Origin of the sequence: Halobacterium sp. NMX12-1 (assembly GCF_040435975.1) — an archaeon.
GTDB lineage: Archaea > Halobacteriota > Halobacteria > Halobacteriales > Halobacteriaceae > Halobacterium > Halobacterium hubeiense.
The window spans coordinates 1,190,532-1,204,620 of record NZ_CP159204.1; the positions used below are offsets into that span (position 1 = coordinate 1,190,532).

Here is a 14,089-nt window from a genome sequence, read left to right on the forward strand (position 1 = left end):
ACGCCCGGGGGAATCACTTAAACTCCGGGCGCAGAACGCCGCACACAAGTGCGGCTACCGGCAACCCCGGCGCATGGAAGAAGTCGTGCGGGCGACCGGCCACGAGCACGTCGCGGCCGAACACGCGTCCACGCTGGAACTGACGACCGACGACTACCTCACGCCCGCGGGCGACTGCATCGTCGGCATCGAGGCCGACAAGGCCGCCGCGGACTTCGACCGCGAGTTCGTCGCCGCCTGCCGGGACGCGGACGCCACGATCACGCTCGTCCTCGAAGCCGACGGCCACCGCGCGGAAGTCACCGGGTCCGGCCACCCCGACCTCGAATACACCAACGACCGCAGCATGGTCGGCCGCACGAGCACGTACGTGGATGACCGCACCATCTTCGTGGACGCCGACAAGGCCGCCGCCGACCTCGACCGCGACCTCGTCGCCGCGCTCGCGGACGGCGCCGACCTCACCGCGACGCTGCGCGTCGAGTAGCCCGCCACCCGTCCTGGGGTTTGTGTTGCTCGCGCCTGCACCGGATTTATGTGACTCCGACAGCGAGCCCCGATATGGTGCTTGGCCTCGCGGTCAAGACGCACGAACCAGTCGGTGCTCGCCTTCGTACGGCGTTCGAGCGCGCCACCGAACCGGAGACGCGTACCCCCGGCGATGTTGACGCGTTCTTCTCGCAACAGTTCGTCCGAGACCACACGGAGTTCCACTCTCTTGACGAGTTCTGTCGCGCGTGTCCGTGCAAGCGAGACTCGATTGGGGGCGTCAAGCGGCTCTCCCCCGACGAGCGCGACGACTTCGTCGCTGCCACGACGGAGTTCGAGTCGTGGGCGGCCATGAAAACGAGTGCGGCGACCACTGACCTCGTCACGCTCACGCAAGCGTAACTATCCCGCCCCGAGAACGGCAGCGAGTACGTTGTACAGCGCGTAACTAATCGCCGCGCCGCCGACCATCGACAGCACCCACGCGACTACCGTGTAGCCGGTCTTCCTCGCCGAGATGCCGCCCGAACGCGACGACCTGCCGACCAGCCCGCTGCCGACGATGCTGGATATCATCACTTTGTTGAACGAGATGGGGAACCCGAGGACGATTGCCGTCTGCGCGACGAGAAACGCCGGGATGAACGCGGCAATCGAACGCTTCGGGCCCAACGAAGCGTACTCGCGGGCGACTGCCTGAATCAACCGCGGCGACCGAACCCAACCGCCGAGCAAGATACCGAAACCGCCGAACGCCAGCAAGACGGCGCCGGGCAGCCCGAGCGCGGACGAGAACACCGGTTCCAACGGCCCGGTGGCGAGTCCGACCTGTGTCCCGCCGCTCGTGAACACGACGACGAGCGCGAGCGCGACGAGAATGCGATTGATGCCCGTGGTCACGTTCTCGACGAGTTGCCAGTACGTCACCGCGAGCACGGCGAGCGCGACGGCGAGGCTGACCACGACGAGGCCGAACTCGTCCGCACCGAGGAAGCCAGCGACGCCCCCGAGATGGTGCGAAACGTAGCCCGCGACCGACCCCTGCTCGCCGCGTGGCGTCGGGACGAACGAGAGTTGCACGTTCGCCAGCGCGTAGCCGACGCCCGCGACGAGTAGCGGGATGACGACCGTGTCTGGAGCACGATCCCCGAGCAGGACGCGAGCGAGCGCGTACGCGAGCACCCCTTCGACGAACGGAATTGCGAACCAGAACCCGAGAATCTGCGCGTACGTTCCGACTGCGAGCCCGCCCCCGAGCGCGAGCCCTGCGCCTACGGCCGCCCCGCTAACGGTGAACGCGGACGGAATCGGATACCCGTAGGAGTTGCCGATGGTGATGAGCGTCGCGGCCGTCAATAGCGTCGCAGCGGCGGCTAACGGCGTGATTGTGACGCCAGTGACGAGACCGTGACCGATTGTCTCGGAGATGCTGCCGCCCTGCGCGACGGCACCAGCAGCGGCGACGATGCCGACGAGGAACGCGCCCTTGAGCGTAGACAGGGCGTTGGCCCCAACCGCGGGGGCGATTGGCGCGGAGTTACTGTTCGCGCCGACCGTGAAAGCCATGAACAGCGACGTGACGAGCGCAACCGCTACGATTCCGACAGCCGAGGGCATACTGGAGGAGAACCCTTGGGCTGCGGTTGACCAGCCACTGGTTAGTGCCTGTCGTTCTCCGCCGGGTCGCCGCGGTCCTTTTTGCGCTCGCCGACACACCTCCGCGTATGGACGACGAACCCGCGGAGAACATCTCCGGCGGCGACGCCGCCGCCGGCCGGTTCACGGAGTTCGAGCCCGGCGACGGCACGAGCCGCGCGGAAGCCGTCGTCGACCGCCTCGGCGACATGTACTGGCAGAAGGCCTACGGCGGACGGGACGCCTTCGAGTGCCTCGTCCGCACGATTCTCAGTCAGAACACCAGCGACAAGGCCAGCCAGCCGGCGCACGACGCGCTGATGGACAGGTACGACCCCGGCGACCCCGCCGACCGCCCCGCCTCCGACGACGACCGGGACGGCGCGGGCTCCCGGGGTGACGGCGACCTCGCGGCAGCGCTCGCGGCCGCCCACCAGGACGAACTCGCAGAGACCATCTCGTCGGCGGGCCTCTACAACCAGAAGTCCGAGACGATAATCCGCATCGCGGGCCGCGTCTGCGAGGAGTACGGCGGTGAGGACGAGTTCGACGCGTTCGTACGCACCGGCGACCCCGACGAGGTGCGGGCGGCGCTGCTGGACATGAAGGGAGTCGGCCCGAAGACCGCCGACTGCGTGCTGCTGTTCGCGGGCGGCCGCAACGGCGTCTTCCCCGTGGACACGCACGTCCACCGCATCGCGCGGCGGCTCGGACTCGCGGCCCCGGACGCCGACCACGAGGGCGTCCGCGAAGCTCTCGAAGCCGACGTTCCGGGCGAGAAGTGCGGCTTCGGGCACACGGCGATGATTCAGTTCGGCCGCGAGTACTGCTCAGCGCGCGAGCCCGCGTGTCTCGACGGCCCGGAGGCGTGCCCGCTGTACGACCTCTGCGACAGGGTCGGCGTGGACGAACTCGCGGAGGAAGTCGTCGACCCCGCCGAGGCCGCCGACTAGAGGCTCTGCCAGCAGGTGTCGGTGAACGACGCCAGCGGGATGTCCACGTCGGAGTCGACGCTGACGAACAGTCCTTCGTACTCCCGCTCGGCGAAGTGGAACGCGGTCACCTCGTCGAAGCGGTGCATCGAGCAGTGCAGCTCGCCCGCGTCGAAGAGGTCTTCGAGGTGCTCGCGGCTGATGCCTTCGAGCACGAGGTTCCGGTGGATGGCCTCGGCGCGGTCGTCCAGCCGGGCGCCCACGCTCTCGCGGACGTAACGTATCTCGTAGCCCTCGCGGTCGTACTCGGCGACGACCCGCAGTGCGTCTCCGGCCTGCTGCTGGAGCTCCGCGACGAGCTCGTCGCCCCCTGTCATACGTTGACGTAACGACCGCGCGGGTTTGAAAGTTCGGCCCGCTGCTACGCGTTGCTCCCGTTTATCGTCTCGTTGCCCTCGTAGCTGAAGTCGTCGCCCGCCGACGGCCCCGCCGAGAGGAACGGGAGGTTCAGCTCCCACTCCCCGACGACGGAGAACCGCGAGAACGGGTTCGACAGGAAATTGCTGACGTCGCCGACGCCGTCGAAGCGCAACTGCACGTCCACCGCGACGACTCGCGTGTCCATCGCGTGCCCGACAGCGCTGAACCCGAAGTCCCCGGCCGCGCCGAGGTTCGTGAACAGGTCGAGGTGGAGCCAGAACGTGATGTTGGTCTCACTGCCGCCGACGTCGAACCGGTGGCCGCCGTCGCCCTCGACCGGCTGTTCGGCCTGCGTGGCCGCGACGGCCTGCGCGGCGACGGCGGGGCCGACGAACGCCGCCGACACCACCAGCGCCGCGACGAGTGCGCTCACCGCTCGTGTGTGCCTCACACGCAACAGTATCCGAACGCGGAGTATAGTGCTGTCGGCTTCCGTAACGATGCGGCGAAAAATCCAGAGTCGGCCGGAGGCGCCTAGACGAAGCGGAACGTCTCGAGGTTCTTCGGCGCGAACGTCCGCATGTTGTAGTCGTGGTAGAGCGCGCTGGAGAGGTCCTGCGTGGAGGACTCGTCGCCGTGCACGCACAGTACCTTCTCCGGGCGCGGGTTCATCGTGCGCACGAAGTCCTCGAGGCCCTGCCGGTCGGCGTGGCCGGAGAAGCCATCGACGGTTTCGGTGTCCATCTCGAGCTGGAGGCGCTCCGTGCGGCCGCTGCCGCGGGAGTCGGGCATCGGAATCTCGTCCCAGCCGGACTGGATGCGGCGGCCCAGCGTCCCCTGCGCCTGGTAGCCGACGAACGTCATCGTGGAGTCCGGGTCCGGGCCGATGTGCTGAATCCAGGACATGATGGGGCCGCCGGTGACCATCCCGGAGGTGGAGAGGATGATACACTGGTCGCCGTCGGCGACCTCCTGGCGCTCCTCCTCGCCGCCGTCGATGTGGTTGAACTGCGGCGCGAGGAACGGGTTCTCGTCCTCGTGGAAGATGCGGTCCCGGAGGTCGTCCCGGAGGTACTCGGGGTAGGTGGTGTGGATGGCGGTCGCCTCCCAGATCATGCCGTCGAGGTGGATGGGCATCTCGGGGATGTCGCCCTCCCGCATCGCCTCCTCGAGGACGAGCATCATCTCCTGGGAGCGGCCGACCGCGAACGCCGGAATCAGGACCTTCCCGCCGCGGTCGTACGTCTCGTTGATGACGCGCTTGAGCTTCTCCTCGGAGTCCTCCTGGTCGGTCTGGTAGTCGTTGCGGCCGCCGTACGTGGACTCGAGGACGAGCGTCTCCACGCGCGGGAAGTCGTTGACCGCGCCGTTGAACAGCCGCGTGTCCTCGTAGTGGATGTCGCCGGAGAACGCGACGTTGTAGAGGCCGTCGCCGATGTGGAAGTGCGAAACCGCGCTCCCGAGGATGTGGCCGGCGTTGTGGAACGTGAGCTTCACGTCCGGCGCGATGTCCGTGACGTCGCCGTACTCCAGCGGGATGGTGTGCTTGATGGCTTCGCGCACCATCTCGGAGTCGTAGGGAGGCGTGCGGCCCTCCTTGGCGGCGACGTCGAGGTAGTCCAGCGTCAGCAGGCCCATCAGGTCGCGGGTCGGCTCGGTCGTGTAGATGGGGCCGTCGTAGCCGTACTTGAACAGGAGCGGGATGAACGCGGAGTGGTCGAGGTGGGCGTGCGTGAGCACGACCGCGTCGATGGAGTTCGCGCCCGCGCCCAGCGCCTCCTGGACCTGGAGGTAGGGGACTTCGTCCTCGCTGCCGGGCTTGTCGCCGCAGTCGATGAGGATGCGCGTCTCGGGCGTCGAGAGGATGAAGCTCGCGCGGCCGACCTCGCGACAGCAGCCCAGGGTGGTGATGCGGACGTACTCGTCGTCGCTCATCTCCTCGCGGTGAATCTGACGGCCGACCTTCTCGAGGATGTCGCGGCGCTCGTCGCGCTCGGACTTCAGGAAGTTCCGGACGTTCGAGACGGTGGAGGACTCGATTGGCGGCGTGCGAACGACCTCGGGCGTCCAGCCGGCGGCTTCCGTGATTTCGCGGAGCGTGGAGCCGTGGCGGCCGATGACCATCCCGGGCTTCTCGGCCTCGATGACGACCTCGCCGGTGTCCTCGTGGAAGTCGAGGTCGGTGACGCCGGCGTCGTCGGGGATGACGTTCAGAATCTTCTCGCGGGCGGTCTCCGGCCGGGAGAGCACCGCGGGGTCGGGGCGGACCGTGATGCGCTTGCGGAGCTTGCTCGCGAGCTGCCGAACGAGGTCGCCGTCCTGGGCGAACTGCTTGGGGTCTCGGGTGTAGACGACGAGCTCGGGGCCCTCGTACTTCACGTCCGTCACCGAGATGTCCGGCGGAATCTCGTTCGTAATCTGGTCCTGTAACTCCTCGAGTTGCTGGTCTACAGTGCTCATAGTCAGTGAATGAGGCCTCCTGCGTCCGCGTCTCCGTCACGACCACTCACAGTCCGCCGTAGGCGGGGCGAGGAGTGGGCCGTAGAACGTGGTGAGTAGACACACGCTGTCGTCATTCCAGTATGGAGACCGGTGTTCCGGCCGAAGGCGGCCGGGCCGCGGGGATTGCTACAGGAGAACCCGCTTACTCGGCAATATGCAGTTCCGGTTATAAAAGCCTTCGCAAACTTGGTAGCCCTTGACGCACGACTGTGGGCATGGAACTGACAGCAGCGGCGGTCGCGCGGGAACGCGAGTGGGTGCTCGAACGGGCCGACGTCGTCGTCCCGCTGATAAACGGCGTCCGGGACGCGCTCGGCGACGCCTTCGACACCGAGGTCGCTCCCGTCAGCGACGCACAGTACCGCGGCGCCGTCGAGGACGTGTTCGCGGACGGCGACCGCGCGGTGAACGTCGCGGCGCTCGTGGCGCTGCTGCGCGACCTCGACGTGACCGACGACTACCCGGGGTTCGTCGTGGACGAGCTGCTCGGCCGCGAACTCGCCGCGATGCTCGCGGGCGAACAGCCGCTCCGGCTGCTCGCGGAGTCGACGTTCCACTACGCGGACGTCCACGCGAGCGGCGACGCCGACAGCGCCGCCGGGCTGGACGACTTGGACGCGGCGCTGGCGGCGGGCGTCCAGACGCGGCTCCCGGGGTGGGAGTGGACGGACGCCGAGAGCCCGTTCGACCCCGCGCGGCGATAGCCGCGGCTACGCAGTTCGGTCGCCAAAGAAGGTTCGACGGCCGCTCGCGGCTACTCCCCGAACTCGATCTCGTCTTCCTGCGGGTCCGGCGGGTCGTCGGAGGCTGTCAGCGTGCGCTCGACTTCCTGCTCGCGGAGCTGTTCGCGCTTCTTCTGACCCTGCCGTTCGCGGCCGCGTTTCGTATCGCCCATACCGTGGGGGACGTTCTCATACCACTTAGTTCTCTCGGCGAGCGCGACTCCGCCAGTCACGACAGCGCGTCGTCGACGAACTGGGAGACGACGAGGTCCTCGGCGCTGCGCAGCCGGTACTGGACCGTCGACCGCGGGATGCCGAGGTCGTCGCTGAGGTCGCTGACCGTCACCTCCCGGGGCCGCGAGTAGTAGCCGGCCTCGACGGCTGCTTCGAGGACCGCGCGCTGCTCGGGGGTCAGCTCGGCAGCGACCCGCGACTCCGCGTTCCAGTTCCCGGCGCTGGAGAGCCGGGACAGCGACAGTGAGAGCCCGTCTCGTAGTTGGGCCTCGATGGCGTCGTAGAGCTCGCCGACCGGCTGCTCCTCGGGGTGGAGCACGCGCCACCGGTACTCGTCGCCGCTGCGGCGCGCCTCGAAGACGACGCCGTCGCCGACGTGCTCGTGGACGTAGTGGGGGACCGAGTGGCAGCCGTGGACCTCCTCGCGGAAGGTGTAGACGGTCCGGGAGTTCGCGGACTCGTCGAGGACGTGGTACTCGCGGTAGGTGTCGCAGTCCGGGAGGTCCAGGCACTCGTTGCACCGCGACTCGTCGAGGAAGACGTCGTCGAAGGCGGCCAGCGCTTCCTCCGTGCCGGTGGCGTGGTCGATGCGCCACATCCGCTCGCGGGTCGTGAAACAGACCGAGGTCCACGCCGTGAGACTGTCGTGCTCGATGAAGCAGTCCATGAGGGCGTCGCTGCCCGGTTCGTACGTCACGGTGAACTCGAACTCGCGCACGCACACCGGTACGGCCCCGTGGCTATTAGTTACTGCTAAACGCGTCCGGTGCGCGAACTACCCTTCTCTCGGCGCCTCCGCTCGTCCCGAGGCCAGTCACCTCGAACGCGACTACCGGATTAGCTATGGGCAACCGCGCTCTGCGCTCGTCGGTCGGTCGCACACCTTCACGGGTTTTAAGAGCGAGTCAGGCCACAGTTGGGGTAATGAGCGACGAACAGGAGCTCGGCATCACCGAGTCCAAAGAGCACAGTCCCGGCGACTGGTACGCGGAAGTCGTCCAGAAGGCGGAGCTGGCCGACTACGCGCCGATGGGCGGGTTCATCGTCACCCGACCCCGGGGGTACGCCCTCTGGGAGGCGATTCAGGACAACCTCGACTCGTGGTTCAAGCAGACGGGCGTGGACAACGCCTACTTCCCGATGTTCATCCCCGAGTCGTACCTCGAACGCGAGAAGGACATCGTTGAGGGGTTCGACCCCGAGGTCGCGTGGGTCACGCAGGGCGGCCACGAGGAACTCGAAGAGCGCCTCGCCGTGCGCCCGACCTCCGAGTCCATCGTCGCGCCGTACATGGCCCAGTGGGTGCGCTCGCACCGCGACCTCCCGCTGCGCCTGAACCAGTGGAACTCCGTCGTGCGCTGGGAGGCCACGGAGACGAAGCCGTTCTTCCGCACGAAGGAGTTCCTCTGGCAGGAGGGCCACACGGCCCACGAGAGCGACGAGGAGGCGTGGGCGGAGACGACGCTCCGGCTGGACCAGTACCAGCGGCTCTACGAGGACGTCCTCGGGATGCCCGTGCTGCGCGGCCGGAAGCCCGACCACGACAAGTTCCCGGGCGCGGACACCACGACGACGGTGGAGGCGCTGATGCCCGACGGGAAGTCCGTGCAGGGCGGCACCAGCCACCACCTCGGGCAGTCGTTCGCTGAGGCGTTCGACATCACGTTCAGCGACGAGAACGAGGACGAGCGCACCGCGTACACGACGTCGTGGGGGCTGTCGTGGCGCGCCATCGGCGCGCTCGTGATGAGCCACAGCGACGACCAGGGGCTCGTGCTCCCGCCGACGGTGGCGCCCAAGCAGGTCGTCATCGTGCCCATCTGGCAGGAGGACACCAAGGAGGACGTGCTCCAGTATTCCTCGGAGATCGCCGCGGAGCTGGAGGCGCAGGGCGTGCGCGTCCACCTCGACGACCGCGACGAGCGCAACCCCGGCTTCAAGTTCAACGAGTGGGAGCTGAAGGGCGTCCCCGTGCGCTTCGAGATCGGGCCGAACGAGGTCGAGGACGAGGAGGTCACGGTCGTCCACCGGCCCGACGGCGAGGACACAGTCGAGGACCGCGCGGACGTCACCTCCGCCGTCTTCGAGCACTTCGACGAGGTCTACGAGAAGCTCTACGACGCTGCGGCCGAGCGCTTAGACGAGAACGTGCGGGAGGCCGAGAGCCGCGAGGAGATTCTGGGCACCATCGGCCAGCACGGCGGCTACGTGAAGGCGCCGTGGTGCGGCGACGAGGCCTGCGAGGACGAGATCAAAGACCAGATTCACGCCGAAATCGTGCTGGTGCCGCTGGCGGAGGACAGCGCGGCGCGCGCCGCCTCGGAGTTCGACGACGAGCACCTCCCGACGCCCGACCACGAGGGCGAGGACTGCGCGGTCTGCGGTGAGCCCGCCGAGGAGACGGCGTTCTTCGCGAAGTCGTACTGAGCCGGCGACTATTTGTCACGGTCGATTATTTAATGGGGGATGCGGTCGAAGGCAGTGACAACCACAGCCACTGGAACGACCCCCAGACGGCGCCGACGGGCGCCGACGACACGGCTCGCGGCCGGCTCGGGCGACGCGCTCGAACACCTAAATTTACCTTATACGCATCTATATTACCCTTAGTCATTCAGGAGTAGGGTTTTACTCGGTCGTGCCAGTGGGTGTCACATGCACCAGTCCGACAGTGCGAACAACCTCCTCGCAGACCCGACCGACGAGCGGTCGAACTGCGGGGTCGGGGTCGTCGTGGACCTCGACGGTGGCCAGTCCCATCGCGTTCTCTCTGACGCGCTCGACGTACTGGAGAACCTCCAGCACCGCGGCACCACCGGTGCCGAGGAGAACACCGGCGACGGCGCCGGCGCGCTCATCCAGACGCCCGACGAGTTCTTCGCCGACGTCTTCGGCGGCGTCCCCGACACCTACGCGGTCGGCTCGTTCTTTCTGCCGCAGGACGCCGACGAACGCGCCGACGTGGTCGAAACCATCGAAGCCGCGCTCGCCGACCACGGCCTCGCCGTGGACGCGTGGCGCGACGTCCCCACGGACAACAGCGACCTCGGGCAGACCGCCCTCGACTCCGAGCCCCACGTCGCGCAGGCAGTAGTACGTCCGGAGGACGCAGATAACTTCGAGAAGGCGCTGTACGTCGGCCGACAGGCCGTCGAAGCCGCCGTCGACCACGAGCGCTTCTACGTCTGCTCGCTCGACGCGGACACCGTCGTCTACAAGGGCCTCCTGAAGGGCGACCAAGTAGCGGACTACTACCCCGACCTCACCGACGAGCGCGTCGAGACCGGGTTCGCGCTCGTCCACGCCCGCTTCTCCACGAACACGCTGGGCGCGTGGCACCTCGCGCACCCCTACCGGAACATCATCCACAACGGCGAGTTCAACACCATCCGCGGGAACGTCAACTGGATGCGCGCCCGCGAGGCCGACCTCGAAGCTGAGGGGTTCACCGACGACGAACTCGAGGAAGTCCTCCCGGTTATCGACGACCCCGAGCAGTCCGACACCGCCAGCGTGGACAACGCCCTCGAACTGCTGATGCAGACGGGGCGCTCGTTGCCGCACGCGCTCCGGATGCTCGTCCCCGAGGCGTGGCAGGGCGACGACGAGATGAGCGACGCGCGCCGCGAGTTCTACGACTACCACGCCAGCCTCGTGGAGCCGTGGGACGGCCCCGCGCTGGTCATCGGCACCGACGGCGACCGCATCGGCGGCGTCCTCGACCGGAACGGCCTGCGCCCGTGCCGCTACGAGAAGCGCTCGGACGGCACGCTCGTGATGGCGTCCGAGCAGGGCGCGCTGGAGGGCGACGTCAGCGAGGTCGAGGAGCGCGGCCGCCTCCGGCCCGGCCAGCTGTTCCTCGCGGAGCCCGGCGAGGGCATCGTCGACGACGAGGACGTCTTCGCGGACCTCACCGACGACCGGTACGGCGAGTGGGTCGAAGGGAACCAGCTCCGCCCAGAGACCGGCGAGGACGTGCTGCCCAGCGACCCGACCGAGGACCTGCGCTCCGAGCAGGCGATGTTCGGGTACACGCGCGACGAACTCGACGAACTGGTCGCGCCGATGGTCCAGGACGGCAAAGACCCGGTCGGCTCGATGGGCGACGACGCGCCGCTGCCGGGCATCTCGGAGTTCAACCACCCGCTGGCGTCGTACTTCCGCCAGCTGTTCGCGCAGGTCACGAACCCGCCGATCGACTACATCCGCGAGGACCTCGTGACGAGCATGGAGACGCGGCTCGGCCGTCAGAACAACCTCCTCGGGGAGTCACCCGAGCACGCCGAGCAGGTCGTCCTCGACAGCCCCGTGCTCGCCGATAGCGACCTCGACACGGTCGTGAACGCGGGCCTGCCGACGGCGACGCTTGACCTCTCGTTCGGCTTCGAGGAGTCGCTGGCGGACGCCGTCGAGCGCCTCCAGCGCGAGGCCGCCGAGGCCGTCGAGGACGGCGTCGAACTGCTCGTGCTCTCCCAGCGCGAGGCCGGCGAGGACGCGGTGCCGGTGCCGAGCCTGCTGGCGACCGGCGCGGTCCACCACCACCTCACCCGCGAGGGACTGCGGGCGCGGACCGGCCTCGTCGTCGAAGCCGGCGACGTGCGCACCGTCCACCAGCTCGCGGCGACCGTCGGCTACGGCGCGGGCGCGGTCAACCCCTACCTCGCCATCGAGTCCGCCCGCGACATCGTCGCCGGGCCGGACGGCCCCGAGCCCGAGGAAGCGGTGTCGTCGTACCTGCAGGCGCTCGAAGACGGCCTGCTGAAGGTGATGGCGAAGATGGGCATCTCGACGGTGGAGTCCTACCAGGGCGCCCAAATCTTCGAGGTCGTCGGCCTCGACTCGTCGGTCGTCGACCGGTTCTTCGCCGGGACGCCGAACCGCACCGAGGGCGTCGGCCTCGACGAGCTCGAAGCCGACGTCCGCGCGCGCCACGCCGCGGGCTTCGACGACGAGCCCGACGTCGAGCGCGTCGGCGAGTTCGAGAACCGCACGTCCGGGCGGTTCCACCAGTGGAACCCCCAGACGGTCCACAGCCTCCAGGAGGGCGTGGACAACGGCGACTACGAGGCGTTCGAGGACTACGCCGAGCAGGTCAACGACCAGGCCGAGCAGCTCCAGACGCTGCGCGGCCTCCTGAACGTCGACACGGAGGACCGCGAGAGCGTCCCCGTCGAGGACGTGGAGCCGGCGTCGGACATCGTCGAGCGGTTCTCGACTGCGGCGATGAGCCTCGGGAGCCTCAGCCCCGAGGCCCACGAGACGAACGCGGAGGCCGCCAACGCAATCGGCGCGAAGGCCAACACCGGCGAGGGCGGGGAGCCGCCCGAGCGCTTCGACACCGAGAAGGAGTGCGCCATCAAGCAGGTGGCGTCGGGCCGCTTCGGCGTGACGAGCACGTACCTCTCGGCGGCCGACGACCTCCAGATCAAGATGGCGCAGGGCTCGAAGCCCGGCGAGGGCGGCCACCTCCCGGGGAAGAAGGTCAACGAGATGATCGCGGACGTGCGGTGTTCGACGCCGGGCGTCGGCCTCATCAGCCCGCCGCCCCAGCACGACATCTACAGCATCGAGGACCTCAAGCAGCTCATCCACGACCTGCGCGCTGGCAACCCGGACGCCCGCGTCCACGTGAAGCTCGTCTCCGAGGCGGGCATCGGCACGGTCGCGGCGGGCTGCGCGAAGGCGGGCGCGGACTGCATCCACATCTCCGGCCACGACGGCGGGACGGGCGCGTCCCCGAAGACGAGCATCAAGCACGCGGGCCTCCCGTGGGAGCTCGGGCTCGCGGAGGCGAACCAGATGCTCGTGGAGACGGGCCTGCGCTCGCGGGTGACGCTGCGCGTGGACGGCGGCCTGAAGACCGGCCGCGACGTCGCGGTCGGCGCGCTGCTGGGCGCCGAGGAGTTCGCGTTCGGCACCGCGTCGCTGGTGTCGGCGGGCTGCGTGATGGCCCGCATCTGCCACACGAACAACTGCCCGACCGGCGTCGCGACGCAGGACCCCGAACTGCGGGACCGCTTCCGCGGCACCCCGGAGAAGGTCGCGAACTACCTCACGTTCGTCGCGCGCGAACTCCGCGAGCTGCTCGCGGAACTGGGCTACACGAGCGTCGAGGACGCCGTGGGTCGCGTCGAACACCTCTCCCAGCCGGAGAGCGACCACCCGAAGGGCAAGCACATCGACCTCTCGCGCGTGCTCGCCGAGCCCGACGGCGACGGCCGCACGCACACCGTCGAGCAGGACCAGCCCGACATGGCACTCGACGAGGGCATCATCGCGGACGCGCAGGCGGCCATCGCGGGCGAGGAGTCCGTCTCGCTGACCCGCGAGATTACGACCCGCGACCGCACCGTCGGCGCGCGCGTCTCCCACGCCGTCAGCAGCGAGCACGGCGTCGAGGGGCTGGCCGACGACACGCTCGACGTAACCCTCGAAGGGAACGCCGGCCAGTCGTTCGGCGCGTTCCTCGCCTCGGGCGTCACGATGTCGCTGACCGGCGCCGCCAACGACTACGTCGGGAAGGGGCTCTCGGGCGGCACGCTCGCCGTCGAGACGCCGCCGGAAGCGGGCTTCGAGCCCGCACAGAACACGCTCGTCGGGAACGTCGCGCTGTACGGCGCGACCGACGGCGAGTGCTACGTCAACGGCGTCGCCGGGGAGCGCTTCGCGGTGCGGAACTCCGGCGCGCACGCCGTCGTGGAGGGCGTCGGCGACCACGGCTGCGAGTACATGACCGGCGGCATCGTCGTCGTGCTCGGGGACGTCGGCCGGAACTTCGCCGCGGGGATGTCCGGCGGCGTCGCGTACGTCCACGACCCCGAGGGCGACTTCGAACAGCGCTGCAACACCGGGATGGTCGCGGTCTCCCGCGACCTCTCGGAGCGCGACGAGTCCGCGATTCGCCGGCTCGTGGAGAACCACGCCGCGCGCACCGACAGCGACCGCGCGGCCGAACTGCTCGGCAACTGGGAGGAGGCCGTCTCGGAGTTCGCGGTCGTGATGCCGGACGCCTACCAGGAGGCCATCGACGAGCGGCCGGAGGCGGACGCGCGCCGCTCGCTCCCCGCCAGCGCGAGCGACGGCTCGGTCGCCGGTAGCGCCGACTGAGCGCCTCGTTCGGTTCTTCTCTCGGTTCGACTTCCGGATAGCCACCGC

At 68.8% G+C, this 14,089-nt stretch carries 12 protein-coding genes; 6 read left to right on the forward strand and 6 right to left on the reverse strand.

Going from position 1 to position 14,089, the window contains the following annotated elements:
* Nucleotides 1–73: 73 nt before the first annotated feature.
* Nucleotides 74–487: a DUF371 domain-containing protein gene (locus ABSL23_RS07730; RefSeq protein WP_353635271.1), complete on the forward strand. Its 414-nt coding sequence runs from the start codon at nucleotides 74–76 to the stop codon at nucleotides 485–487.
* A 74-nt stretch (nucleotides 488–561) separates the two neighbouring features.
* On the forward strand, nucleotides 562–891 hold the full coding sequence (locus ABSL23_RS07735) for a hypothetical protein (protein ID WP_059055975.1): 330 nt from the start codon (nucleotides 562–564) through the stop codon (nucleotides 889–891).
* Here the strand turns inward: ABSL23_RS07735 and ABSL23_RS07740 are convergent, their stop codons facing one another.
* Nucleotides 892–2,106, reverse strand: coding sequence for an inorganic phosphate transporter (locus tag ABSL23_RS07740; protein ID WP_353635272.1), 1,215 nt, complete (start codon nucleotides 2,104–2,106; stop codon nucleotides 892–894). It abuts the gene before it with no gap.
* 107 nt (nucleotides 2,107–2,213) lie between these two features.
* Between ABSL23_RS07740 and nth the strand changes: the two genes are divergently transcribed.
* Nucleotides 2,214–3,077: an endonuclease III gene (gene nth / locus ABSL23_RS07745; RefSeq protein ID WP_353635273.1), complete on the forward strand. Its 864-nt coding sequence runs from the start codon at nucleotides 2,214–2,216 to the stop codon at nucleotides 3,075–3,077.
* On the opposite strand, the gene ABSL23_RS07750 is transcribed toward nth, so the two are convergent.
* The 3 genes from ABSL23_RS07750 to ABSL23_RS07760 form a co-directional block, all read right to left on the reverse strand.
* Complete coding sequence (locus ABSL23_RS07750) at nucleotides 3,074–3,433, reverse strand: hypothetical protein (RefSeq protein WP_353635274.1); 360 nt, start codon at nucleotides 3,431–3,433, stop codon at nucleotides 3,074–3,076. The two genes, nth and ABSL23_RS07750, sit on opposite strands and share 4 nt — an antisense overlap.
* 44 nt (nucleotides 3,434–3,477) lie before the next feature.
* A complete protein-coding gene (locus ABSL23_RS07755) occupies nucleotides 3,478–3,927 on the reverse strand; it encodes a hypothetical protein (protein WP_082687152.1) in 450 nt (149 codons plus the stop codon).
* Nucleotides 3,928–4,010: 83 nt separating this feature from the next.
* A complete protein-coding gene (locus tag ABSL23_RS07760) occupies nucleotides 4,011–5,936 on the reverse strand; it encodes a beta-CASP ribonuclease aCPSF1 (RefSeq protein ID WP_059055983.1) in 1,926 nt (641 codons plus the stop codon).
* Nucleotides 5,937–6,193: 257 nt separating this feature from the next.
* On the opposite strand from ABSL23_RS07760, the gene ABSL23_RS07765 reads away from it, so the two are divergent.
* The gene (locus tag ABSL23_RS07765; RefSeq protein ID WP_353635275.1) at nucleotides 6,194–6,682 is read left to right on the forward strand and encodes a hypothetical protein; all 489 of its coding nucleotides are present in this window, start codon (nucleotides 6,194–6,196) and stop codon (nucleotides 6,680–6,682) included.
* Nucleotides 6,683–6,732: 50 nt separating this feature from the next.
* On the opposite strand, the gene ABSL23_RS07770 is transcribed toward ABSL23_RS07765, so the two are convergent.
* Both ABSL23_RS07770 and ABSL23_RS07775 read right to left on the reverse strand, forming a co-directional pair.
* A complete protein-coding gene (locus ABSL23_RS07770) occupies nucleotides 6,733–6,873 on the reverse strand; it encodes a hypothetical protein (RefSeq protein WP_169793384.1) in 141 nt (46 codons plus the stop codon).
* Nucleotides 6,874–6,929: 56 nt separating this feature from the next.
* Nucleotides 6,930–7,652 (reverse strand): helix-turn-helix domain-containing protein, encoded by a 723-nt coding sequence (locus ABSL23_RS07775; protein WP_059055987.1) that lies wholly within the window; start codon nucleotides 7,650–7,652, stop codon nucleotides 6,930–6,932.
* Nucleotides 7,653–7,858: 206 nt separating this feature from the next.
* Here ABSL23_RS07775 and proS point away from each other — a divergent pair, with 206 nt between their 5' ends.
* Together proS and gltB are read left to right on the forward strand one after the other, a co-directional pair.
* A complete protein-coding gene (gene proS, locus ABSL23_RS07780; RefSeq protein ID WP_353635276.1) occupies nucleotides 7,859–9,361 on the forward strand; it encodes a proline--tRNA ligase in 1,503 nt (500 codons plus the stop codon).
* A 228-nt stretch (nucleotides 9,362–9,589) separates the two neighbouring features.
* Entirely contained in the window at nucleotides 9,590–14,041 is a 4,452-nt protein-coding gene (gltB, locus tag ABSL23_RS07785) for a glutamate synthase large subunit (protein ID WP_353635277.1), read from the forward strand.
* Nucleotides 14,042–14,089 lie beyond the last annotated feature (48 nt).

Coding starts and splice junctions, on each gene's coding strand:
- ABSL23_RS07730 (WP_353635271.1), top strand. CDS start 74: ATGGAAGAAGTCGTGCGGGCGACCGGCCACGAGCACGTCGCGGCCGAA.
- ABSL23_RS07735 (WP_059055975.1), top strand. CDS start 562: ATGGTGCTTGGCCTCGCGGTCAAGACGCACGAACCAGTCGGTGCTCGC.
- ABSL23_RS07740 (WP_353635272.1), bottom strand. CDS start 2,106: ATGCCCTCGGCTGTCGGAATCGTAGCGGTTGCGCTCGTCACGTCGCTG.
- nth (WP_353635273.1), top strand. CDS start 2,214: ATGGACGACGAACCCGCGGAGAACATCTCCGGCGGCGACGCCGCCGCC.
- ABSL23_RS07750 (WP_353635274.1), bottom strand. CDS start 3,433: ATGACAGGGGGCGACGAGCTCGTCGCGGAGCTCCAGCAGCAGGCCGGA.
- ABSL23_RS07760 (WP_059055983.1), bottom strand. CDS start 5,936: ATGAGCACTGTAGACCAGCAACTCGAGGAGTTACAGGACCAGATTACG.
- ABSL23_RS07765 (WP_353635275.1), top strand. CDS start 6,194: ATGGAACTGACAGCAGCGGCGGTCGCGCGGGAACGCGAGTGGGTGCTC.
- ABSL23_RS07770 (WP_169793384.1), bottom strand. CDS start 6,873: ATGGGCGATACGAAACGCGGCCGCGAACGGCAGGGTCAGAAGAAGCGC.
- proS (WP_353635276.1), top strand. CDS start 7,859: ATGAGCGACGAACAGGAGCTCGGCATCACCGAGTCCAAAGAGCACAGT.
- gltB (WP_353635277.1), top strand. CDS start 9,590: ATGCACCAGTCCGACAGTGCGAACAACCTCCTCGCAGACCCGACCGAC.